This window comes from Microbacterium sp. AC145 (assembly GCF_979258505.1).
This window is the reverse complement of record NZ_OZ409859.1, coordinates 241724-264125: the sequence shown is the minus strand read 5'-3', so window position 1 is coordinate 264125 and position 22402 is coordinate 241724. Positions and strand designations below refer to the sequence as shown.

General features: G+C 69.3%; 20 protein-coding genes. 9 read left to right on the top strand and 11 right to left on the bottom strand.

The genetic code is table 11. From position 1 onward, the window contains the following. Positions 1 to 84: 84 nt before the first annotated feature. From ACZZZN_RS01275 to ACZZZN_RS01265, 3 genes are read right to left on the bottom strand one after another with little or no spacing between them, the layout of a single operon-like run. The gene (locus ACZZZN_RS01275) at positions 85 to 1278 is read right to left on the bottom strand and encodes a cytidylyltransferase domain-containing protein (protein WP_463503455.1); all 1194 of its coding nucleotides are present in this window, start codon (positions 1276 to 1278) and stop codon (positions 85 to 87) included. 4 nt (positions 1279 to 1282) lie between these two features. Further along, positions 1283 to 2659, bottom strand: a complete 1377-nt coding sequence (locus ACZZZN_RS01270) for a polysialyltransferase family glycosyltransferase (RefSeq protein WP_463503454.1) — start codon at positions 2657 to 2659, stop codon at positions 1283 to 1285. Further along, entirely contained in the window at positions 2656 to 3651 is a 996-nt protein-coding gene (locus ACZZZN_RS01265; protein ID WP_463503453.1) for a glycosyltransferase family 2 protein, read from the bottom strand. Before ACZZZN_RS01265 ends, ACZZZN_RS01270 begins: the two co-directional genes overlap by 4 nt. 129 nt (positions 3652 to 3780) lie before the next feature. On the opposite strand from ACZZZN_RS01265, the gene ACZZZN_RS01260 reads away from it, so the two are divergent. Beyond that, the gene (locus ACZZZN_RS01260) at positions 3781 to 4674 is read left to right on the top strand and encodes a hypothetical protein (RefSeq protein WP_463503452.1); all 894 of its coding nucleotides are present in this window, start codon (positions 3781 to 3783) and stop codon (positions 4672 to 4674) included. Positions 4675 to 4723: 49 nt separating this feature from the next. Next, a complete protein-coding gene (locus ACZZZN_RS01255; protein ID WP_463503451.1) occupies positions 4724 to 5029 on the top strand; it encodes a DUF4229 domain-containing protein in 306 nt (101 codons plus the stop codon). A gap of 25 nt (positions 5030 to 5054) precedes the next feature. On the opposite strand, the gene ACZZZN_RS01250 is transcribed toward ACZZZN_RS01255, so the two are convergent. Genes ACZZZN_RS01250 through ACZZZN_RS01235 form a run of 4 tightly spaced genes read right to left on the bottom strand, consistent with a single transcriptional unit; the run spans position 5055 to position 7444 of the window. Beyond that, complete coding sequence (locus tag ACZZZN_RS01250; protein ID WP_463503450.1) at positions 5055 to 6032, bottom strand: 1,4-dihydroxy-2-naphthoate polyprenyltransferase; 978 nt, start codon at positions 6030 to 6032, stop codon at positions 5055 to 5057. A gap of 49 nt (positions 6033 to 6081) precedes the next feature. Beyond that, positions 6082 to 6726, bottom strand: a complete 645-nt coding sequence (locus ACZZZN_RS01245) for a dihydrofolate reductase family protein (RefSeq protein ID WP_463503449.1) — start codon at positions 6724 to 6726, stop codon at positions 6082 to 6084. A gap of 29 nt (positions 6727 to 6755) precedes the next feature. Next, on the bottom strand, positions 6756 to 7046 hold the full coding sequence (locus ACZZZN_RS01240; protein WP_463503448.1) for a DUF4287 domain-containing protein: 291 nt from the start codon (positions 7044 to 7046) through the stop codon (positions 6756 to 6758). Between the two features lie 35 nt (positions 7047 to 7081). After that, positions 7082 to 7444, bottom strand: a complete 363-nt coding sequence (locus ACZZZN_RS01235) for a cupin domain-containing protein (protein ID WP_463503447.1) — start codon at positions 7442 to 7444, stop codon at positions 7082 to 7084. A 46-nt stretch (positions 7445 to 7490) separates the two neighbouring features. Here ACZZZN_RS01235 and ACZZZN_RS01230 point away from each other — a divergent pair, with 46 nt between their 5' ends. Beyond that, positions 7491 to 8525 (top strand): ArsR/SmtB family transcription factor, encoded by a 1035-nt coding sequence (locus ACZZZN_RS01230; protein ID WP_463503446.1) that lies wholly within the window; start codon positions 7491 to 7493, stop codon positions 8523 to 8525. Between the two features lie 37 nt (positions 8526 to 8562). Here ACZZZN_RS01230 and ACZZZN_RS01225 read toward each other — a convergent pair whose 3' ends face one another. Next, complete coding sequence (locus tag ACZZZN_RS01225; RefSeq protein ID WP_463503445.1) at positions 8563 to 9021, bottom strand: Lrp/AsnC family transcriptional regulator; 459 nt, start codon at positions 9019 to 9021, stop codon at positions 8563 to 8565. 71 nt (positions 9022 to 9092) lie between these two features. On the opposite strand from ACZZZN_RS01225, the gene ACZZZN_RS01220 reads away from it, so the two are divergent. Together ACZZZN_RS01220 and ACZZZN_RS01215 are read left to right on the top strand one after the other, a co-directional pair. Beyond that, positions 9093 to 10523, top strand: a complete 1431-nt coding sequence (locus ACZZZN_RS01220; protein ID WP_463503444.1) for a DUF6421 family protein — start codon at positions 9093 to 9095, stop codon at positions 10521 to 10523. Positions 10524 to 10682: 159 nt separating this feature from the next. Continuing rightward, entirely contained in the window at positions 10683 to 11324 is a 642-nt protein-coding gene (locus ACZZZN_RS01215; protein WP_463503443.1) for an SDR family NAD(P)-dependent oxidoreductase, read from the top strand. Between the two features lie 20 nt (positions 11325 to 11344). Here the strand turns inward: ACZZZN_RS01215 and ACZZZN_RS01210 are convergent, their stop codons facing one another. Further along, a complete protein-coding gene (locus tag ACZZZN_RS01210; protein ID WP_463503442.1) occupies positions 11345 to 12829 on the bottom strand; it encodes an MFS transporter in 1485 nt (494 codons plus the stop codon). A gap of 151 nt (positions 12830 to 12980) precedes the next feature. Here ACZZZN_RS01210 and ACZZZN_RS01205 point away from each other — a divergent pair, with 151 nt between their 5' ends. Then, positions 12981 to 14048: a threonine aldolase family protein gene (locus tag ACZZZN_RS01205; protein WP_463503441.1), complete on the top strand. Its 1068-nt coding sequence runs from the start codon at positions 12981 to 12983 to the stop codon at positions 14046 to 14048. 10 nt (positions 14049 to 14058) lie between these two features. Here ACZZZN_RS01205 and ACZZZN_RS01200 read toward each other — a convergent pair whose 3' ends face one another. Then, positions 14059 to 14661: a DUF4916 domain-containing protein gene (locus ACZZZN_RS01200; protein WP_463503440.1), complete on the bottom strand. Its 603-nt coding sequence runs from the start codon at positions 14659 to 14661 to the stop codon at positions 14059 to 14061. A gap of 105 nt (positions 14662 to 14766) precedes the next feature. On the opposite strand from ACZZZN_RS01200, the gene ACZZZN_RS01195 reads away from it, so the two are divergent. Together ACZZZN_RS01195 and ACZZZN_RS01190 are read left to right on the top strand one after the other, a co-directional pair. Beyond that, positions 14767 to 15432, top strand: coding sequence for an alpha/beta hydrolase (locus tag ACZZZN_RS01195; protein WP_463506525.1), 666 nt, complete (start codon positions 14767 to 14769; stop codon positions 15430 to 15432). Positions 15433 to 15703: 271 nt separating this feature from the next. Continuing rightward, the gene (locus tag ACZZZN_RS01190; protein WP_463503439.1) at positions 15704 to 17323 is read left to right on the top strand and encodes an ABC-F family ATP-binding cassette domain-containing protein; all 1620 of its coding nucleotides are present in this window, start codon (positions 15704 to 15706) and stop codon (positions 17321 to 17323) included. A gap of 2 nt (positions 17324 to 17325) precedes the next feature. On the opposite strand, the gene ACZZZN_RS01185 is transcribed toward ACZZZN_RS01190, so the two are convergent. Next, on the bottom strand, positions 17326 to 17736 hold the full coding sequence (locus tag ACZZZN_RS01185; protein WP_463503438.1) for a DUF6157 family protein: 411 nt from the start codon (positions 17734 to 17736) through the stop codon (positions 17326 to 17328). 69 nt (positions 17737 to 17805) lie between these two features. Here ACZZZN_RS01185 and ACZZZN_RS01180 point away from each other — a divergent pair, with 69 nt between their 5' ends. Then, on the top strand, positions 17806 to 22398 hold the full coding sequence (locus ACZZZN_RS01180) for an ATP-dependent helicase (RefSeq protein ID WP_463503437.1): 4593 nt from the start codon (positions 17806 to 17808) through the stop codon (positions 22396 to 22398). Positions 22399 to 22402 lie beyond the last annotated feature (4 nt).

Sequence of the window (22402 nt, the reverse complement as noted above, 5' to 3'; positions counted from 1 at the left end):
ATTCCTCCGGTGGTCGAAATGGCCTTCTTCTCTGGGTACGCGCCGAGTGTGAACGCCCGGAGACCTGACGGTTACCGGCGGCGGTCAGGCCGGCAACACTCGCTCGATCAGCTCGCGGACGGCGCCCTGTCCGCCCACCCGACGCAGCACGACGCGTGCCGCGTCGATCACGAGCGGATGCGCATTGGCCACTGCGACCGGCCATCCGACGATGCGCAGCGCAGGCAGGTCGTTGACGTCATTGCCGAGATACGCGATCTCTGCGAGCGGGATGCGGTTCTCCTTCGCCCACGCGCGCAGTGCCGACTCCTTGTCGTCGATGCCGTGCAGCACCGGCACCCGGAGCTTGTCGGCACGCGCCCGCACGACCGGGTTCACCTCGGTCGAGAGGATGAGCATCGGAATGCCGGCTTTGCGCAGCAATGACACCCCCATGCCGTCTTCTCGGCTCACGCGCACCCGCTCGACGCCGTCGGCATCGATGGTCGCGGTGTCATCGGTGTGCACCCCGTCGAAGTCGGTCACGACGGCACGCACCGGAATCCGCTCGGGCGACTCGTACAGTGCAGCGAGCGCGCGGGCCATGCGCAGTTGCTGCTCGTCATCGATCTCGATCGCCGACCACTCGGGCACCTCGGCGATGCGGATGCGTCCGAAGAAGCGGTGCTTCGCCTCGCGGAACCCGTCGGCGCGGAACACGTAGAACGCCCCGGTCTCGAGGAAGTGCGGCTCGCGATCCTGTCGACGCGGCCGATGGGTGGCGTCGTGGTTGAGGGCGATCGCGTCGCCGTCGCCGGCTCTGCCCCACAGGAACCCGTAGGTCTCGTAGGCGGAGAAGACGCTGTCGGCACGCCCCTCGGCCACCGCGGAGACCGCTCCGGCGAGGGCCTCGCTCGGGATGAACGGCGAGGTGGCCTGCAGGAAAGCCACCGCGTCGACCTGCTCCCCCGCCCGGTCGAGCTCTGTCAGCACGTGCAGGATGGCGCTCTCCGACGACGCCGTGTCGCCGGAGATCTCGGCAGGACGCCGCACGATACGAGCCCCGGCGGCCGCGCCGACCGCCGCGATCTCGTCATCGTCGGTCGAGACCACGACGAGGTCGATCCCGCTGGCCGCGAGCGCGCTGCGCACCGCACGTTCGACGAGCGGCACTCCGCCCACGCGCCGCACGTTCTTGCGCGGCACGCCTTTCGATCCGCCGCGCGCGGGGATGATCGCGACCGTCCTGACAGGGCTGATCGCCGTGTTCGTCGCTGTGTCCATCGTTTCGGGGGTCATCCCGTCACCGTCCTCTGATCGCTCGCCATGCCCTGGCGAGACGCCGTCGTGCACCTGTCGCCGTCAATCGAAGCTCCTCGACACGGCCCACGCCGCCCGCCGGGCGCAGTGCACGTCGCACCGCGCTCTCGCCGGGAGCCCCGGGCAGTCGCAGCTCGGTCAGCCGCTCTGCGTCGAAGTAGCGATCCCGATCCGCCGGGGGCATCGCCGCGAGCAGCTCCTCGGCCCGTGGGCGCAGATGCCTGGCCACGCTCGGCTGCATCACGTATCCGACCGCATCGACCAGCAGCTGCATCCGCTGGGGATCGCGATACGGCGAGTTCGCCCGGGTGAGAGCGTCGACGATCGTCGCCGGCACGCGGTTGCTGTTCTCGTACGGCGTGAGGCGGGCGAGAACAGTGTCGGCGCCGACGGCATCGATCGATCTGCCGAACACCGTCTGCACGGTCGGGAGCGCTGTGGAGAACCCGGCGATCACCGCACGGGCATCGAGTCGCTCGGCGAGCATCTCGGCGGAGAGTGCCCCGCGATACTCGCGGAACTCGATCTCGTGGAACGCGGCGCGGTCACGCAGTGCGTCGGTGAGACGCGGAGGGGCCGACGGATGCGGTTTGAAGACGATGCGCTGAGGATCGCGCGCCGCGGCACGGTCGATCATCGCGCTCTGCAACGCGATCTCCTCCGCCTCGCTCACGAGGCCCAGCGCCGACAGGTACTGCCCGAGCACGAGCACGGTCGAGACGTCTCCACCGGGCGCGGCGTGGTCGGGCACGGTGTCGTCGGGCACGGCGTCATCGGGCACCGCATCAGCGACCTCCCGCAGCACGGCGCCGAACAGCTCGGGCGACACCGCGACCGGCTCGGCATACGGCGACGAGACGAGGGGCACGACCCCGGGCACGACGTCGGCGTGCACGACCCGGCCGATGCGCGCCGTCACGGTGTGCGGCAGGTCGATGCGCATCGGCGAGTAGGTCATCAGCCCGTCGCCGATGATCGTGATGCGGGCGTTCGGGAAGAGCAGCATCAGGGTGCGCGCCGGCGCGACCTGCGGACTCTGCAGCAGGATCTCGAGGTCGTCGTCGAGGCGCCATGCGCGCGTGAGAAGTCGTCGCAGCACCGGCATGTCAGAAGGGTCCGGATGCCACGAGCTGGGGTGCATCGGACCGAGCAGCTCGTCGAGATCCTCGATGCGGTCGAAGCGCCCGCGCAGACTCGCGAGAGCCGGATCCGCGACGATGCCGACCGAGGTCTCGGGCACGCGCGACGAATGGAACGGCACGAGCAGGCGCTCGCCCCGCTCGCCCAGCAGACCGCCGTCGAGGGCCGCAGCCGCGGTCGCGAGTCCGTAGGCGCTGTGCAGCGCGAAGAGCTGAGTCATGCGGATGCCCCTCCTGCGCCGATGCTCACCGCGCGCAGCATCGACGCCAGCACACGCCGCCGCGGACCGTCGAGGCGGTCGAGCACCCCGGAGACCTCCCCGTCGGGCAGTCGCCCGAGCAGACCCCGGATGCCGGTGCGCATCTCCCCTCGCAGCGCCGGCGTCATCCGTCGCGCACGCACCAGGTGCCGTGAGCTCAGGGCGAGCACGGTCCACACCGCCTTCGGCAGGAAGCGCGCAGCGTCGGCATCCGCCTCGACGATGTCGAGCACCTCGTGCATCGCCCGCACGAAGTCGAGCTGCCGCCGGTCGCGCACCTGCGTGAGAGAGGTCGCGACTCCGCGCCGATACAGCAGCGCCGGCGCGTCGACCACCGCGAACGAGCGGGCCCGCAGATGCAGGCGCCAGATCCACGGACGATCCTCGGCGGTGAAGAGCCCGGGGGTGAATTCGGCGAGACCGTCGTCGAGCACCCGGCGATGCATGATGCCCGCCCAGGCGAACGGGTAGTCGACCATGGTCGGCTGGTCTTCGGGAAGGATCGCGTCGCGCGGCGAGGCGACGGCATCGCGCCAGGGATACGGCGCCGGCTTCAGCACACGCACTCCCTCGGTGACCGTCACATGATCGGTGCGCAGGAAGTCACAGTCCAGGTCGACGAGTCGGCGCGCGAGCACCTCGAGGCGCCGCGGCTGCATCCAGTCGTCACCGTCGAGGAAGCAGAACGCGTCGCCCTCGACGTGAGCGAGTCCCTGGTTGCGGGCGGTCGCGAGCCCGCGCGGAGTCGGATTGGTGATGACCTCGGCGTGCGGGAACCGCTCGGCGTACCGTCGCATCACCGTGCCGGTGGCGTCGCGCGAGCCGTCGTCGATCGCGACCAGCTTGAGCGCGGCCGGATCGTCGAACTGGCGGGTCAGCGTCTCGAGCGTCGTACCGATGTACGCGCCTGCGTCCTTGGCAGGAAGGATGACGGTGACGAGCGGTGTGCGCACGGAACTCCCGGGGTGGACGGTCTCGGAATGGTGTCAGGCGTTCGTTGCCGATCGGGGACGCCGAGGTGAACGCACGGTGTCTCGCGCCGCCGGTTCGCGTCACCGGTGATGATCGGCGACGATGGTCCCATGCTGTGGCCGTTCGGAACGACGTGGCGCCCGGTGCGCCAGAAGCACCGCGGCACCGTCGACCTGCGCTGGCTCAGCGCTCGCACCTGGACCCGGCGCTGGTATCCCCAGGGAGTCGATCTCGGCGAATGGCAGGGCCGACGCACTCTCGCCGTGAGTTGGTTCCGCCAGAAGCTCGACGGCACGCATCTCGCCTCGCGGGTCGCCTTCGTCGATCTCGAGCGCTCCCGCCACCTCGACGTGCTGCTCTCCGTCGATGAGGGCGGCGTCCTGCAGCCGGCGCCGATCCACGCCGGCGGTCTCGCCTGGTTCGGCGACCGCCTGTTCGTCGCGGCGACCGGTCGAGGCATCTGGGAATTCGATCTGTCCGGCATCCGACGCGTGCGCGGGACCGACGCCCGTCGAGTGGCCGGGTTGTCGGGGCGCGGCGTGCACGCATCCGCTCTGGTCGCCGTGCGCACCCGCGTGCATGCGATCGATCTGCGCTGCTCGTATCTCGGCCGAGTCTTCGACGCCGACGGCAGTCCCCTGCGGCGCGTGCTGATCGGCGAGTACCTGACGGCAGACACCGGCAGGATCGCCGAGTACGCGGTCCCCGAGACCGACGACGATGTCTTCGAGGAGCAGGAGCGATTCTCACCCGGGCTCCCGCGGATGCAGGGGGCGGTGCGCTGGGGCGAGCGCCATTTCGTGTCGCAGTCCGACAGGATGCACCCTGGCGCGCTGTGGACAGGAAGGCGCGACGCGCTCGTGCGCGACCGAGTGCCGCTGCCGGTCGGCTGCGAAGACCTCGCGCTCGACCTCGACGCGAAGCTGCTGTGGTCGCTCGGCGAGCATCCGTGGCACCGCGTCGTGCGCGGCATCCCGTTCGCGTCCCTCGGGATCGACCCTTAGCGATCTCGTTCCCAGCCGCCGCCTCAGAGGGCGAACGTAGACTGTTCGGGTGAAGAACCGTGCGCCTTTCCTCGTCTACACCGTGCTGCGGCTGTTGGCTTTTCTCGTTCCGCTGGCCGTCCTGTGGTTCTTCTTCCCGATCTTCCGCGAGTTCTGGTGGCTCGCCGCGATCTTCGCCGCACTCATCGGCGTGAGCATCTCGATGCTGTTCCTGCGGGCGCCGCTCGCCGACGCATCGGCCCGGCTGGTCGAGCGACGAGGCGGACGCGACGAGGCCGGTCAGGCCGATGCGGATGCGGATGCCGAGGATCAGGCGATCGACGGTTCGACCACCGGCGGCGCCGAGCGCCCGTGAGCCCTGCGGCCGCGTCAGACCGCGGTCAGCCGATGAACGCCCAGAAGAGCGCTGCGGCATAGAGCAGGGCCGTGAGCGAGGTCAGTGCCAGCGCGATCACCAGCTCCTTCGCCTGTCGGTAGGTCCAGACGATCAGGATCGCCGGAAGCCCGGCCAGCAGCGCCAGCATGCCGACCCACGCGATCGGGTAGAGCAGGGCGAGGAACGCCAGGATGCCGAACGGTGCCAGCACGAACAGCGTGAACAGCACCTGCGTGGCGCGTCTGCCGATGAGCACCGTCAGCGTGCGCTTGCCGACCTCGCGGTCCTGATCGATGTCACGCAGGTTGTTGGCGAGCAGCACCGCGCACGCGAACAGACCGGCAGCGATCGCCCCGAGCCAGGCCTGCTGCGGCAGCTCGAACGCCTGCACCCAGGTCGTGCCGAGGGTCGCCACCAGACCGAAGAACACGAACACGAAGACTTCGCCGAGCCCGTAGTAGCCGTAGGGGCGCTTGCCGCCGGTGTAGAACCAGGCGGCGACGAGGCAGGCAGCGCCGACGGCCAGCATCCACCACTGCTCCGTGCGGATCACGATCGCGAGGCCGACGACCGCGGCGAGCGCGAAGAACACGAGGCCGATGATCAGCACCGTGCGCGGCTTCACCCGGCCGGAGGCCGTGAGGCGGGCGGGGCCGACGCGCACGGCATCGGTGCCGCGGATGCCGTCGCTGTAGTCGTTCGTGAAGTTCACGCCGATCTGCAGCAGCACTGCCACCGCGAGGCAGGCCAGCGCGATCACCCAGTGGAACTCGGGGCCGGTGCTGCGCGCGGCTCCTGTGCCGATCACGACGGGTGCGACAGCGAGCGGAAGTGTGCGCAGTCGCGCAGCGCCGATCCAGTCTCCGACGGTGACCGGGCCCGCTTCGATGACCGGCCGGTTGGCGGGATTGCCACTGGCTCGCTTGGCGGGATTGCCGCTCACACGGACCTGGTTCTTCTTGCGCTTCGAGGATGCTGCCACGCAGGGAATCCTACTGGCCCGAGCCGTGCTCCCCGCCGAGCGAGGGGCCTCAGCGACGGGTGAAGGTCAGGTGCGTGACGCCGCTCTCCGCCACCTCGGAGCGCACGTCATAGCCGTTCTCGAGGCCGCGGAGTCCGTCCCAGATGCGCTCACCGCTGCCGAGCACGAGCGGCGCCACCGCGAAGTGCACCCGGTCGACGAGGCCCGCGCGCAGAAACTGTCGCACGACGTCCACGCCGCCGCCGACACGCACGTCACCGTTGCCGGCCGCGTCGATCGCGCGGGCGAGGATCTCCTCCGCCGAGGCATCGACGAAGTGGAACACCGTGCCGTTCTCGAACTCGATCGAATCGCGCGGGGTGTGCGTGAGCACGTACACCGGCACCTCGAACGGCGGGGTGTCGCCCCACCATCCGCGCCACTGCGGGTCATCCGGGTACTGGTGCAGACCGAACATGCCCGCACCCATGATCTCGGCGCCGATGCCCTCGAAGTAGGCGTGCGCGTACTTCTCGTCGATGCCCGTCGTGCCGGCACCAGAGTCGTCTCCCAGCACGCGGGTGCGGAAGGTGCGCGTGGCGGCGTACGCAGCCACCAGTCGTGGCCAGTCGTCGCCGAAGGGATTCTCGGGCGTCTGATCGGTCGTCGTCGCGAATCCGTCGAGAGAGATGTTGAGGTCGACACGGACTGCCATGGTGGCTCCTCTGATCGTGGTGACGCCGGTCAGGCGTTCGGGTTGCTGTCTTTGCCGTCGAGCCACAGCGTGTCGGATGCATCGCCGTGCGCTCCGCCCTTGCCGACGTGCTTGTCGCTGATCTTGGGCCCCTTGAGGATCACGTGCACCATCGCCTGCGCGTGACCGTGGCCGAGGCTGTACTCCTCTTTGAGCCAGTTGAGCACGACGGTCGACTTCGTCGTCTCGTCGAAGCCCTGCTCCGTGGCGAGTTCGACGAACTGCCGAGGTGTGAGGCCGGTCTGGGTCTCGACCTTGTCGAGGTATGCCTGAAAGGACATGGATGCTCCTGGGTCTGTGATGCGAGTGAGCGGATTCAGTCGTCGGTGAGGAACGTCTGGATGATGGTCGCCGAGGCATGGATGCCGATGAGTCTCAGCATCCCTTCTCCGACGTTGGTGAAGCAATGGGGTGTGAAGGCCGGGCCGGTGGCGGTGTCGCCTGCGCGGGCGATGAAGGTCTCGTCACCGACCGTGATGCGAGCCGTGCCGTCAAGCACGACCCAGGTCTCGGAGTAGGGGTGCCAGTGCAGTCCCGGGCCTTCGCCCGGTCGGTTCTCGACGTAGAAGTACGACACGTCGGCGCCGTGCTCCGCACCCACGAATCGGCGGCTTCGGCCCGTGCCGATGCGGATCGCCGCTCCGGCCACGACCTCGAGAGGAATCGGTGTGCTGCTCACGTCCCCCAGTCTCGACACCGCCTGCACCCTCTCCTAGAGTTTCGATGTGGATCGAAACACTGACGAGCGGATGCCGGTCGAAGGCATCGAGCATCCCGCACATCGCGTCGAGTTCTCGCTGAGCCCCGGCGACGTCGAGGCCGTGCGATTCGGCATCTCCCCCGGGCATGAACTCGCCCACGCCGTGCGCGTGCTGCTGCGCCCCGAACAGCATCCGCTGCAGTGGGGGTGGTTGCGGGTGGTGCGCGACCGGCTGCCGCTCGAGAGCTTCAGACTGCTGGCCGCCGTCATCGGCGATGACGGATACCTGCCGGATTTCCTCACCGCGACGCCGCAGTGGGACATGACTCCCGAGGGCGAACTCGAGGCACTCCGTCGTACGCCGCTCGAGCCCATGCGCGTCGACTTCGGCAAGATGGTGCTCCGCTCATCGGGCGCGCATCAGCAGGCGCTGGGCGAGATGCGAGAGGCCCCTGCCCGCGCACGCGCCATGATCGCGGACGCGTGGTGGGAGGTCTGGTCGGCCACTCTCGCGCCGATGTGGCCGCAGCTCGAACGCCTGCTGCGCGCAGACATCGCCGTGCGCGCCCGGGTCATCGCGTCATCCGGCATCGCGGGCATGGCGGGGGGACTGCATCCGTCGGTGAGCTGGGGCGAGGGCGCCGTGCGCGTCGCGTTGCGCCGGCACAGCGAGATCGTCGACTGTCACGGCAGCGGCCTCGTGCTCGTGCCCTCGGTGATGTCGTCGTGGGGATGCATGGTGCTGACCGAACCCCCTGCGCAGCCGACGCTGTTCTATCCGGCCCGCGGCGTGACCGCCGGATGGGCGCGCAGCGCACAGGACATCGAGGATGCACTCGGGGCGCTGCTCGGCGCGGCGCGTGCGGGAATCCTGCTCTCGGCGGGGACGGCTCGCACGACCACGCAGGTCGCCGCGGATGCCGGGATCGTCGTCTCGACCGCCTCGCACCACCTCACCGTGCTGCGGCAGGCAGGACTCGTGTCCAGCGAACGCGACGGCGCCCGGATGCTGCACCTGCGCACCCCTTTGGGTGAGGCGATGGTCGGCGCGGTCCTCTGAGCGGCCGCGCGCGTTCCGACGAGGGCCGGAGTCGGTGTCAGTTCTCGTCGCTGACCGGAATGATTGGCCGGTGCTCGTAGTAGGTCTGCAGCACGACCGTGGTGCGGGTGCTCACGTTGGCAGCGGTGCGGATGTCACGCACCAGCTCTTCCAGGGCTCGCGGTGAGGGCACCCGCACGAAGAGCATGTAGCTCGCGTCGCCGGCGATCGAGTGGCAGGCCTCGATCGCAGCCAGATGCTCGAGGAGTTCGGGTGCGTTGTCGGGCTGGGCAGGGTCGAGCGGGGTGATCTCGATGAAGGCCGACAGGGGTGTGCCCACGAGTTCGGGGTCGAGGATCGCGCGGTAGCCCGAGATGACGCCGCGGGTCTCGAGGCGACGAAGACGCGACTGCACCGCCGAGACCGACAGGCCCACCGCGTCGGACAGCTGCGAGAGCGTCGCCCGGCCGTCGCGGGAGATCTCGGACAGGATCGCGAGGTCGACAGGATCATCCATGGATGTAATATTATCGTCAGGATTCCGTTTAGACCGGAATTTTTACGTCGAGATCCGCGATCGGAGGTTCCATGTCCACTCCCACCCTGAACACTCAGGCCATCGTCGGCGAACCCGAGGTCGTCGAGGATGCTTCGATCGCCGAGCAGAGCGCGGCCTGGGCGCAGCTGAAAGAGGCCGCGATCGCCCTCCGGGAACTCCAGGTCAAGGACGGGTCGATCCCGGATGCTTCGCATCACTCGACCGCCCGCGACCTGGTCGCAGCCGTCACCTCCGGCATCCGCGCTCTCGCCCCGGCCTTCCCGCACGATGCCGACTACCTCGCCGCGTCGATCGTCGACTTCGACCGCTGGGTCTCAGAGGGCTTCGGAGTGCCGGACTTCCTCGACTCGCTCATGGCCTTCCAGCCGCAGCAGCACCGAGTCGACGGCATCCGTCACCTCGTCGTCTTCCCGATGTACACCCAGAACGGCTCGAGCGATCGCCTCGTCGAGGCGCTCATCGTCGAGACGATCTGGCCGGAGTTCATCGCCGCCCTCGAGGCCGGCGACTACGGGAACAAGCTGTTCGTCTCGCTGCGTCTGGTGGACTTCACACCGGGCTACGACACGAACTCGGCCGTGCTGTTCCCCGAGACCGTCGCGATGCACGAGATCCCCTCGTTCACCTGGGGCGCGATCTTCCAGGACCGCGAGGCCGCCCGCTACCGCCGCGTCACCCGCGCCGCCGCCCAGATCACGAAGCTCGACCTGCCCGAGCGCGCAGCGGCGATGCTCGATGACCAGGCACTCACCGAGCGTGCCTTCGTGATGTGGGACATCATCCACGACCGCACGCACATGCGCGGCGACCTGCCGTTCGATCCGTTCATGATCAAGCAGCGCATGCCGTTCTTCCTGTACTCGCTGGAAGAGCTGCGGTGCGACCTGACCGCGTTCCGCGAGTCGGTGAAGATCGAGCGCACGCTCGGTGCTCGCGTCTCGGCGGGCGAGGATCTCACGGTGTCGGAGCAGGAGATGCTCGAGCACGCCGGTCTCGTGCAGTACGCGGTGATCTTCGACCGCATCTTCCGCTTCGCGATCACCGGCTCCCGCGTGCGCAACTACGACGGCCTCGGCGGACAGCTGCTGTTCGCATGGCTGCACCAGCGCGGAGTGCTGCACTGGACCGACACCGCCCTCGCTTTCGACTGGGACGGTGTGCCCGACGCGGTGGTCGCCCTCGGCGATGCGATCGACGAGCTCTACTGGCGCTCGATCGACCGTCCGAAGACGGCGCACTGGCTGGCAGCCTACGAGCTCGTGCGCTCGGTGCTCACCCCGAATCCCGCCTCGCACTGGGCGCGTGGCCTGCCGGACGAGATCCTCGCCGGGGCCCCGAAGGGCTTCACGGATGCAGTGCTCGACGATGAGTTCCCTCTGTCCATGTTCTTCGAAGCCCTCGACAAGAAGATGAAGCCGGTCATCGAGTCGACCGTCGGCATCCGGGGCATCGACGACTGACTCGCGCATTTCTGGGGTCCGGTCGCGGGGGCGATCGGACGCGGCGTCTGCGGCCATTCCTCTCCGGAGTGGCCGCAGTGCTGTTTCTGCGCGAGAGACTGTTCCTTCACGCGAGCCTGTTCCTCCACGAGAGCCTGTTCCTTCACGAGAGTTGAGACCATGAGCGTCACCGACCACATGATCGTCCTCGCCGGAGCCACCAGCGCCTCGGGTGTCGCCCTGTCCCGGGCGCTCGTCGACGCCGGCGCACGGGTGATCGCGACCGGTCGCTCGGCCGAGCGGCTCGACCCGTTGGCAGCGATCGGAGCCGAGGTCGAGATCGCCGACGCGACGTCGCTCGACGACATGACCGCGCTGGCGTCGCGCCTCGGAGCGGTCGACGCCGTTCTGCCGCTGGTCGGCGGGTGGCGCGGCGGCGGCGGCCTCGCCGGACAGACGGATGACGACTTCGCCGCCCTCCTTCCCGCTCTCGACGCGGTACGGGCGACCAGTCGGGCATTCGACAGCGCCCTGCGCGCGTCGGATGCCGGCCGATTCGCGATCGTCTCGTCCACCGCGGTGGGTCGCCCCCTCGCCGGCGGCGCGAACTACGCGGCGGTCAAGGCGGCGAGCGAGGCCTGGACCCGCGCGGTCGCGCACGGCTTCGCGAAGGCGGCCCGCGATGCCGGGGAGCCGCTGCGCGCGGCATCCGTCGTGTTCCGCGCGAAGAGCCTCGACCCGGACTCGCTGATCCCGCACGTTCTGTCGCTGTGGGACGGCGACGCCGCCGACCTCAACGACCAGATCATCACACTCGACTGATCACCACGCTCGACGGGTCGTCACCGTCGCGCCTCGGGAAGCTCGGGCGGAAGGCCGCGCACCGGTGCCGGCGCATCGGCGACGCGCCGGCTGTCGACCTGCTCCGTCTCCGCCGCTTCTCGCGGGCTCTCTGCGGCAGCATCCTGACCACTCGGTTCTTCTGCGTTCGGGTCTTGTGCGTTCGGGTCCTGCTCCGGCGCGTTCGCGTAAAGGAGGGTGAGCTTTCGGTAGGACTTCGTGAAGAACGCCAGCGTTCCGACGACCACCATGATGAGCCCGGCGAACAGGCAGATCAACGCGATGCCTCGTGCCTCGCCCTCGCCGAGGAGCCACCCCCACTGCTGTGCGCCCGCGTCGGTCCTCATGTACGGGATGATCAGGAATTCGGCGATCGGCGCGATCAGGAATGCCGTGACCGGAGCCGCGGCCGCTTCCATCGCCGCAGCCACACCGAAGACACGACCCTGTCGGTCGTAGCGCACCACCTTCTGGATGATCGTCTGCTCTGCGGCCTCGGCCGGAGGCACGAGAGCCATGTACAGCCACATGCCGATCACATACAGAGGCCACCACTCGCGCAGCATGAAGACGGATCCGAGCAGGCCCATCGCGATCACGACGAGCAGCAGTGTGCGCATCGGCTTCACCCCGAGGCCGAACTTCGCCACGAGTCCTCCGCCGATCAGGAACCCGGTCGACGCGAACGCCAGCGCGAAGCCCCACGTCTGGGCATCGAACAGCGTGAGTCCGTAGGGATCCATCAGCGCCATGTAGACGCCGCCGATGAGGTTGTTGAACGTCGAGAAGATGATCAGCGCGAACAGTCCCGGCGCAAGCCTGATGGCCGTCACGCTGCCGCGGAAGTCGAGTGCGCTCTTCGCATCCGGATCCGGCGTCGGCGCACCCTCGGGAATGCGGATGAAGAGCAGATGCACGAACGTCAGCACCATGGCGCCGATCGCGATCGCCAGAGTCCATCCCATGCCGAGGAAACCGATCGAGAGGCCTGAGAAGACGCTCGTGACGAGGAAGGCGAGCCCCTGGACGGTGCCGACCAGTCCGTTCGCGTTCGCCCGCCTGTCTTCGGGCACGAGCAGTGTGACGGTCGTGGACAGTGCGATGTTGCGCAGCTGCTCGATGACCCCGCCGAACAGGATGACCGCCGAGAAGACCCAGAACCAGGGCCCACCGAGGTCGAGCAGAGCGGATTCGGGCTGCCAGACGTAAAGCAGACCGGCGATCAGGAAGGCGACCGCCGAGATCACACTCGAGAGCAGCATCACGGTGTGCTTGCGATTGCGGTCGACGATGGTGCCGAAGATCATCGCGAAGAAGGCGATGAACAGCATGTAGGCGCCGCCGATGATGCCCGTGGCCAATACGGACTGCGTCTCGATGTAGACCCAGAACGTGAGCGCGAACCACAGGAAGCTCGTCGTCACGTTCGCGATGAGCGTGTTGACGAGGACGTTCGCGAAGGCTGTCTTCGCTGCGGTTCGCTCCATGAGTTAGAGGGTAGGCGGAGCATCCGACATTCGGTAGGGCCGTCACGATCCGCGGACTCGGCCCCGAACTGCGGACGACACGGGCGGATCAGCCCGCAGATCGGGACGCGCTCCGCAGATCGGGACCGCATCGCCCCCGTAGGCTTGTCCGGTGAGCATTCAGCATGACCCCGCGATCCGGGGCTTCGCCAGTGACAACTATTCCGGCGTCCACCCCGAGGTCCTCGCGGCCATCGCGGCGGCGAACGGCGGCCACCAGGTCGCGTACGGCGAAGACGCGTACACCGAGCGCCTGCAGGAGGTCTTCCGCGCGCACTTCGGCGAGGGCGTCCAGGCGTTCCCGGTGTTCAACGGCACAGGAGCGAACGTCACCGGCCTGCAGTCGATGCTGCCGCGCTGGGGCGCCGTGATCGCGGCATCCTCCGCGCACATCAACGTCGACGAGGGCGGAGCCCCCGAGAAGATCGGCGGCTTCAAGATCCTCGCCGTGCCGACCGACGACGGCAAGCTCACCCCCGAGCTCGTCGACCGCGAGGCCTGGGGCTGGGGCGATGAGCACCGCGCTCAGCCGCTGGTCGTGTCGATCACGCAGTCGACCGAGCTCGGCACCCTCTACTCCGTCGACGAGATCCGTGCGCTCGCCGACCACGCGCACGAGCGCGGCATGACCCTGCACCTCGACGGTGCGCGCATCTCGAACGCCGCCGCCGCCCTCGACGTGCCGCTGCGCGCCTTCACCCGCGACGCGGGCGTCGACGTGCTCAGCTTCGGAGGCACCAAGAACGGCGCCATGCTCGGCGAGGCCATCGTGGTGCTGAATCCCGAGACGTCGAACGGGCTGCAGTACTCGCGCAAGTTCAACATGCAGCTGTCGTCCAAGATGCGCTTCGTCTCGGCGCAGCTGATCGCTCTGCTCGAGGGCGACCTGTGGCTGCGCAACGCCCGGCACGCGAACGCGATGGCCCAGCGTCTGCGCGGCACCATCGAGGCGGGCATCGCCGACGGCTCGATCAACGGCGTCTCGTTCACGCAGCCGACCCAGGCGAACGGCGTCTTCGCGCAGCTGCCCGCCGGTATCGCCGACCAGTTGCGCGAGTCGTTCCGCTTCTACGACTGGGACGCCGCCCGCAACGAGGTGCGCTGGATGTGCGGCTTCGACACCGAGGAGTCCGACGTCGACGAGTTCGTGTCAGAGCTCGCCCGTCTCACCTCACGCTGACGAGAAAGCGTCAGCGCAGCAGACCGAGGTTGGCGAGCGCCAGACGGATGAGCGTGCCTCGGCCGCCCTCCATCTCGGCGGCGACGGCGTCGGATCCCGCAGCCTCCGCAGAGAACCAGGTCACCTCGAGCGCGTCCTGACGCGGCTCGCAGGTGCCTGTGACCGGCACCACGAACGCGAGCGAGACGGCGTGCTGCCGGTCGTCGTGGTAGGCGCTGACGCCCGGGATCGGGAAGTACTCGGCGACCGTGAACGGCAGCGGCTGCGGCGGCAGCAGCGGGAAGGCCATGGGGCCGAGGTCGTTCTCGACGTGACGGAACAGCGCGTCGCGGATGGTCTCGCCGAAGCGCACGCGCCCCGACACGATCGTGCGCGTCATCTCGCCCATCGGGGTGGAGCGCAGCAGGATGCCGATCTCGGTCACCTGGCCCGAGCCATCGGTGCGCACCGGAATCGCCTCGACGTAGAGCATCGGCAGATGGCGACGTGCTTCTTCGAGCTCGAACTCGCTCAGCCAGCCCGGGTTCGTGTCGCGAGCAGGGGGCTGAGCGTCGCCGAAGCCCTCGATCCCGTCGTCGGGCTCGGGATCGGGATCAGGTGTGCGGACGGCCATGTGTCCTTTCTACCAGCCGCACCTTCGACCCGACACTGACTTGACATCCCTCACCGGCATACGATTCGACCGACGACCGGGCGCGTGTCCGCCCCCGCTGGCAGGATGGTGCAGGTGAGCGAAGAACTGACGATCGACGGCGCTCTCACGCGCTGGTCCACTGCGGATCGCGCGGGGATGCCGCTGCTGGTGCTGCTGCACGGCTACGGTGCAGACGAGCACGACCTCTTCGGGTTGACGCCCTATCTGCCGGACGGCGTCGCCGTGGCATCCGTCGCCGCACCCCTCGCTCCCCCGTGGCCGATGCCCGGACGCTCCTGGTACGCGATCGAGGGACTCGAGGGACGCAGCTCCGACTCGGTCACCGCCGCCGCCGAGGCCTTCCTGCGCTGGCTCGACGAGGCCGCGGCGGAGGCTCCACGCGTGGCGCTCCTCGGCTTCTCACAGGGTGCGGCTGTGGCGCTCCAGGCGATGCGCCTCGCGCCCGAGCGGGTCGACACCGTCGTGGCGCTCAGCGGATACGTCGCCTCGGGAGAACTGCCGAACGACGAGGCTCTGACCGAGCAGAAGCCTCATGTGTTCTGGGGCCGGGGTACGAACGACCAGGTGATCCCGGAAGCACGCGTCATGCACACCGCGGAATGGCTGCCCACGCACTCCGAGTTGTCGGGGCGCGTCTACACCGGGCTGACGCACAGCATCTCCGAAGACGAGCTCAGCGACGTGCACGTGTTCCTCACGAAGTGGCTGAGTCGCAGCGCGAAGGCCTGAGCTGCACTGCGGAGAGCCGAGCGCACCCACGACACGCCCGGGGTTGCGCAACTCCGACACGCCCGGGTATCGTCGTGGAGTCCTGTCCGCCGTGTCTGGAAGTCCTTTGATCTGATCCGTCGCCTCCGCGCTCATCTTCCCGCGCGCTGACCCGACGATCGCCGACTCCACGGCCGACCACCGCCCGCTGTCCTTCGCGACGGCATGCCCCGCTCAGACGGGGTTCCGGGCGACCGGTGTCAGTGCACCCTCGCACTCGACAGGAGACACCATGTCAGTCCCCACTCTTCACTCTTCGGTCACCCTCGACCGGCTCACCTTCACCTGGCCCGACGGCTCGACGGCACTCGACGCCGTGTCCGGATCGTTCGGCACCGGCCGCACCGGACTCGTCGGCCGCAACGGCGCTGGCAAATCCACGCTGCTGCGGCTGATGGCGGGCGAGCTGACACCGACCTCGGGCGCGCTCACGGCGACCGGCGAGGTCGCCTATCTGCCGCAGCAGCTCACACTCGACGTCGATCGCAGGGTCGCCGATCTGCTCAGAATCGCCGGTGCCCTCGACGCCGTCAGGGCGATCGGGGCCGGCGACATCGATCAGGCGCACTTCGATGCGGTCGGCGACGATTGGGACATCGAGGCACGCGCCGCGGTGTCACTCGCCGAAGCGGGCCTCGCGCCCGATTTCCTCGACCGCAGGGTCGGCGAGCTCTCGGGCGGCGAGGCGGTGCTGGTCGCGATCGCGGGCATCCGCCTGCGGCGCGCGCCGATCACTCTGCTCGACGAGCCGACCAACAACCTCGACCGCGACGCCCGCGCGAAGCTGGCGACGATGGTGAGCTCGTGGAAAGGCACGCTGATCGTGGTCAGCCACGATCTGACACTGCTCGAGCTGATGGACGACACGGCCGAGCTCTACGCGCAGACGCTGAGCGTGTTCGGCGGGCCCTACTCCGAGTGGCGGGCGTGGCTCGACGCCGAGCAGGAGGCCGCGAGGCAGGCCGAGGTCACCGCGAAGCAGGAGTTCCGCAAAGAGAAACGTCAGCGCATCGAGGCCGAGGTGAAGCTCGCGCATCGCGCGCGCACGGCGAAGAAGGCCGAGATCGAGAAGCGCGTGCCGAAGATCATCGCGCACGGCCGCAAGATGGCGGCCGAGGTGTCGGCGGGCAGGCTGCGCACCGAGGTCGGCGCGAAGGAGGATGCCGCTCGCTCCGCGCTCGATGAGGCGGGGCGGCGTCTGCGTTCGGATGCATCGATGAAGATCGAGCTGCCGGATCCGCAGGTGTCACGCAGCCGCCGCATCGCAGAGATCGGCGACGGTGAACGGTCGTGGATCATCCAGGGTCCGGATCGCGTCGCGCTGATCGGTCGCAACGGCGCCGGCAAGACGACACTGCTCGAACGGCTCGTGGCGGATGCCGCGTGCGACGCTGTCACCGATTCGGGAGAGCTCCGGCTCATCGCGACGGCCCTCACCGACCGCATCGGCTACCTGCCGCAGCGGGTCGACGGGCTCGATGAGAACCGCTCGGTGTTCGGGAACATCGCGGATGCTGCACCGCATGTGCCCGAGAAGGAGCTGCGCAACCGACTCGCGAGGTTCCTCATCAGAGGGGCCACCGCCGAGCGGCCGGTCGCTGCCCTGTCGGGCGGCGAGCGGTTCCGGGTGGCTCTGGCGAAGCTGCTGCTCTCGGATCCGGCTCCGCACCTCGTGGTGCTCGACGAGCCCACGAACAACCTCGACATCGACACCGCCGATCAACTGGTCGAGGCGCTGCGCGCGTACCGCGGGGCGGTGCTCGTCGTGAGCCACGATGATGCGTTCCTGGCTCGCCTCGGTCTGGGGCTCACGCTCGAGATCCAGGCGGACGGTTCGCTCGCCGCCGTCTGAGATCAGGCCCGTCGGCTCCGCATCGCCCGAGTGTGGGTGGTCACGGGGTCGGCGGCCCGCAGCGCGTAGTCCTCGGATTCACGCGGGACGAGCGCGACCCGCCCTTCGGCGTCGTGGGCGATCCCCCAGCCGTAGCGCTTGCCGAGAGGCGATGAGCGCAGGCAGGGCTGACCCTTCGAGAAGAACGCCTCTCGCGCGTCGGCGTCGCCGGGGTCGATCCCGTTGCGCAGCGCGTGGGTGGTGAAGATCACATCGTCGGACGTGTGTGCGTACGGCTGCTCGGCGATCAGCTGATAGTGCAGCGCGGCGATCGTGGGCTTCTCACCCACCGGCGGCTCTTCGGCATGATCGACCGGGCAGTCCTCTGCGACCTCGATGAAGGTGCTCAGGTAGTTCGTCGTGTGCGATGCCATGCCTACAGCATGCTCTCCTCCTCCGACAATGGCGACGCCGATGTCGGTGGCACAGGTGATGATGGAGGGATGAGCGACGTGCTCGAACGCTTCACCCCCGCCACACAGGACTGGTTCCGGGGCGCGTTTCCCGAACCCACCCCCGCGCAGGCGGGTGCCTGGAACGCGATCTCGGCCGGCAAGCACGCGCTCGTCGTCGCCCCGACGGGTTCGGGCAAGACTCTCTCGGCGTTCCTCTGGGCGATTGACAGCGTGTTCCGCGAGCGCACGACGGGCACGAAGGCGACGGAGAAGGGCGACCGGGCGAAAGACGCCTCCCGCACACGCATCCTCTACATCTCGCCGTTGAAGGCGCTCGGCGTCGACGTCGAACGCAACCTGCGCTCTCCGCTCATCGGCATCGGGCAATCGGCCAGGCGCCTCGGCCTCGAAGCCCCGTCCGTGACGGTCGGGGTGCGCTCGGGCGACACGACCTCGAGCGATCGCCGCAAGCTCGTCTCCGATCCGCCCGACATCCTCATCACGACCCCCGAGTCGCTCTACCTCATGCTCACCAGTCGCGCGGGCGAGACGCTGCGCGACGTGCACACGGTGATCATCGACGAGGTGCACGCGGTCGCCGCGACCAAACGAGGCGCTCACCTCGCTGTGAGCCTCGAACGGCTCGACGCGCTGCGGCGCTCGCACGGGCACGAGGAGGCGGCGCAGCGCATCGGACTCTCAGCGACCGTGCGCCCGATCGACGAGGTCGCGCGGTTCCTCGGCGGCGCCGCCCCGGTCGAGATCGTCGCGCCACCCGCTTCCAAGACGTTCGAGCTCGGTGTGATCGTGCCGATGGACGACATGACGAATCCGCCCCCGCCTCCCGGTGCTCCCAAAGACGGCGGCGATGCCGACGGTGCCGAGTACACGGAGGTCACGGGTTCGGTCTGGCCGCACGTCGAAGAAGCCATCGTCGACCGCATTCTGCAGAACAAGTCGACCATCGTCTTCTCCAACTCCAGGCGCCTGGCCGAACGGCTCACGGGGCGCCTCAACGAGATCTACTCGGAGCGCATCGGACTCGCTCTTCCCGAGAGCTCCGTGCCGGCGGCGATGATGGCGCAGGCAGGAGCCACGGCCGGCGCCGACCCCGTGCTCGCCAAGGCGCACCACGGCTCGGTGTCGAAGGAGCAGCGCGCACTGGTCGAAGAGGAGCTCAAGTCGGGCGTGCTGCGCTGCGTCGTCGCGACGAGCAGCCTCGAGCTCGGGATCGACATGGGTGCGGTCGATCTGGTGATCCAGGTCGAGGCGCCGCCGTCGGCCGCATCCGGACTGCAGCGTGTCGGACGAGCGGGCCACCAGGTCGGCGAGATCAGCCGCGCGGCCCTCTTCCCGAAGCACCGCGGCGACGTGCTGCACACCGCGATCGTCACCGAGCGGATGCTGGCGGGCAAGATCGAGGCGATCCAGGTGCCCCGGAACCCGCTCGACATCCTCGCGCAGCAGACCGTGGCCGCCAGCGCGCTGGGTGCGATCAGCGTCGAGGAGTGGTTCGAGACCGTGCGCCGGTCGGCACCGTTCCAGTCGCTCCCCCGATCGGCGTACGAAGCGACGCTCGATCTGCTCGCGGGCCGCTTCCCCTCCGACGAGTTCGCCGAGCTGCGGCCGCGACTGGTCTGGGACCGCGATGCCGGCACCCTGACGGGGCGCCCCGGCGCACAGCGCATCGCCGTCACGAGCGGCGGGACGATCCCCGACCGCGGCCTGTTCGGCGTGTTCGTGGCGGGCGAGACCACGGGTGCACGCGTGGGTGAGCTCGACGAGGAGATGGTCTACGAATCGCGCGTCGGCGACGTGTTCACGCTCGGCACGACGAGCTGGCGGATCGCCGAGATCACGCACGACCGCGTCAACGTCATCCCCGCGTACGGACAGCCGGGCAAGGTGCCGTTCTGGCACGGCGACGGCATCGGCCGCCCGTTCGAGCTGGGAGAGGCGCTCGGGAAGTTCTCGCGAGAGGTGTCCGCGGCGACGCCCGAGAAGGCCGCGCAACGGCTCATCGACGCAGGACTCGACGAGCAGGCGCGGATGAACCTGATGGCGCACCTCACCGAGCAGCGCGAGGCGACGGGCACCCTGCCCACCGACCGCACGCTCACGGTCGAGCGCGGCCACGACGAGGTCGGCGACTGGCGGGTCATCCTGCACTCGCCGTACGGCATGAAGGTGCACGCGCCGTGGGCGCTGGCGATCAACGCGCGCATCCGCGAGCGCCTCGGGGTCGAGGGCTCGGCTGTGGCGAGCGACGACGGCATCATCGTGCGCATCCCGGATGCCGAGGCCGAGCCGCCCGGAGCCGAGCTGTTCGTGTTCGATCCCGACGAGCTCGAGCAGCTGGTCACGCAGGAGGTCGGCGGCTCGGCGCTCTTCGCCTCCCGGTTCCGCGAGTGCGCCGCCCGGGCACTGCTGATGCCGCGCATGAACCCCAACAAGCGCACGCCGCTCTGGCAGCAGCGCCAGCGGAGTGCGCAGCTGCTCGAGGTGGCGCGGCGGCATCCGACCTTCCCGGTGATCCTCGAGACCCTGCGCGAGGTGCTGCAGGATGTCTACGACCTGCCGTCGCTGCGCAGGCTCGCCACGTCGATCGCCGACCGACGCGTACGACTCGTCGAGACCCAGCCGTCGCAGCCCTCGCCGTACGCCCGCGACCTGCTGTTCGGCTACGTGGGCGCGTTCATGTACGAGGGCGATTCCCCCCTCGCCGAACGACGGGCCGCCGCGCTCTCGGTCGACCCCGCTCTGCTCGGCGAGCTGCTCGGCACAGTCGAGCTGCGCGAGCTGCTCGATCCCGCCGTGATCGCGCAGTTCGAGCGTGAGGTGCAACGGCTCGACCCCGAACGGCACGCGCGCGGCATCGAGGGCGTCGCCGATCTGCTGCGCATGCTCGGTCCGATGGACGCGACCGAGATCGACCAGCGACTCGACCCCGAGACGGGCGTCGGCGCCGAGCATCTCGAGGCCCTCGTCGCTGCGCGGCGGGCGATCCCGGTCACGGTCGCAGGGTCGACACGCATCGCCGCGATCGAAGACGCCGGCCGTCTGCGCGACGCGCTGGGAGCGGCGCTGCCCACCGGCATCCCCGTCGCGTTCCTCGAGCCGCTCGCCGACCCGCTCGGCGATCTCATCGCCCGATACGCCCGCACACACGGCCCCTTCACGACGGATGCCGTGGCCGCACGCTTCGGCATCGGCGCGGCCGTCGCCCGGCACACGCTGCAGCGGCTGGAGCACGCCGGACGCCTGACCAGCGGCTATTTCCTGCCCGAGGCCTCGGGGTCGGCGAATGAGACCGAGTGGTGCGACACCGAGGTGCTGCGCAGGCTCCGCATGCGCTCGCTCGCCGCGATCCGGGGCAGCGTCGAGCCGGTGTCGCCGGAGGCCTACGCGCGCTTCCTGCCGGAGTGGCAGCACCTCAGCCGTCCGCTCGAAGGACTCGACGGCGTGCTCACGGTGATCGAGCAGTTCGCCGGGGTGCCCATCCCGGCGAGCGCGTGGGAGTCGCTCGTGCTGCCCTCCCGCGTGCGGGACTACTCCCCCGCGATGCTCGACGAGCTGTCGGCGGCCGGCGAGATCATCTGGTCGGGTCACGGCACCCTCCCCGGTCGCGACGGGTGGGTGTCGCTGCACCCCGCCGACCTCGCGCCGTTCACGCTGCCGGAACCCGACGACGAGATCGCCGCGGATTCTCTCGAAGCTCGCGTGCTCGGTGCACTCGACGCCGGTGGGGCGTATTTCGCATCACAGCTGAAGGAGATGGCGGGCGCCGAGAACGAGCAGTCCGTGCTCGAGGCACTGTGGTCGCTGACGTGGGCGGGCCGGGTGACCAACGACACGTTCGCGCCGATCCGCTCGCTGCTCGCCGGAGGGTCTCAGGCGCACCGTGTGACCCGGCGGGCGCCTCGCGCCCGCACGTATCGCGGCATGTCGCTGACCCGCACCGCTCCGCGGCCGACGTCGATCGGTGGCCGGTGGTCTCTTCTGCCCACGGTCGAGACCGATGCAGCGCGCCGCGCGACGGTGACCGCCGGCCTGCTGCTCGATCGCTATGGCGTGGTCACCCGCGGTGCCGTGCAGGCCGAAGGAGTGCCGGGCGGCTTCGCCCAGGCGTATCGCGTGCTCGCCGGCTTCGAGGAGGCCGGGCACTGCCGGCGCGGCTATGTGATCGAGAAGCTCGGAGCCGCACAGTTCGCGGCCTCCGCCACCGTCGATCGGCTGCGCACCTTCGCGGGCCTCGCCGATCCCCCGCCGCGCACCGCCGTCACGCTCGCCGCGACCGATCCTGCCAACCCCTACGGCGCAGCGCTGGGCTGGCCGCGACGCGACGATGTCTCGCACCGTCCGGGACGCAAGGCGGGCGGCCTGGTCGTGCTCGTCGACGGATCGCTCGTACTGTATCTCGAGCGCGGAGGCCGCACGGTGCTCTGCTTCACCGACGACGGCGACGTGCTGCGTGCCGCGGCATCCGACCTCGCCGCGACCGCTCGCGCCCGCCGGCTCGACACGTTGACGGTCGAGAAGGTGAACGGCGAGGGCGTCTACGGCACCGAACTCGCCCTCGCCCTGCAGGAGGCCGGATTCGTCGCGACGCCCCGCGGATACACGCTGCGCAAGGCGATCTGATGGG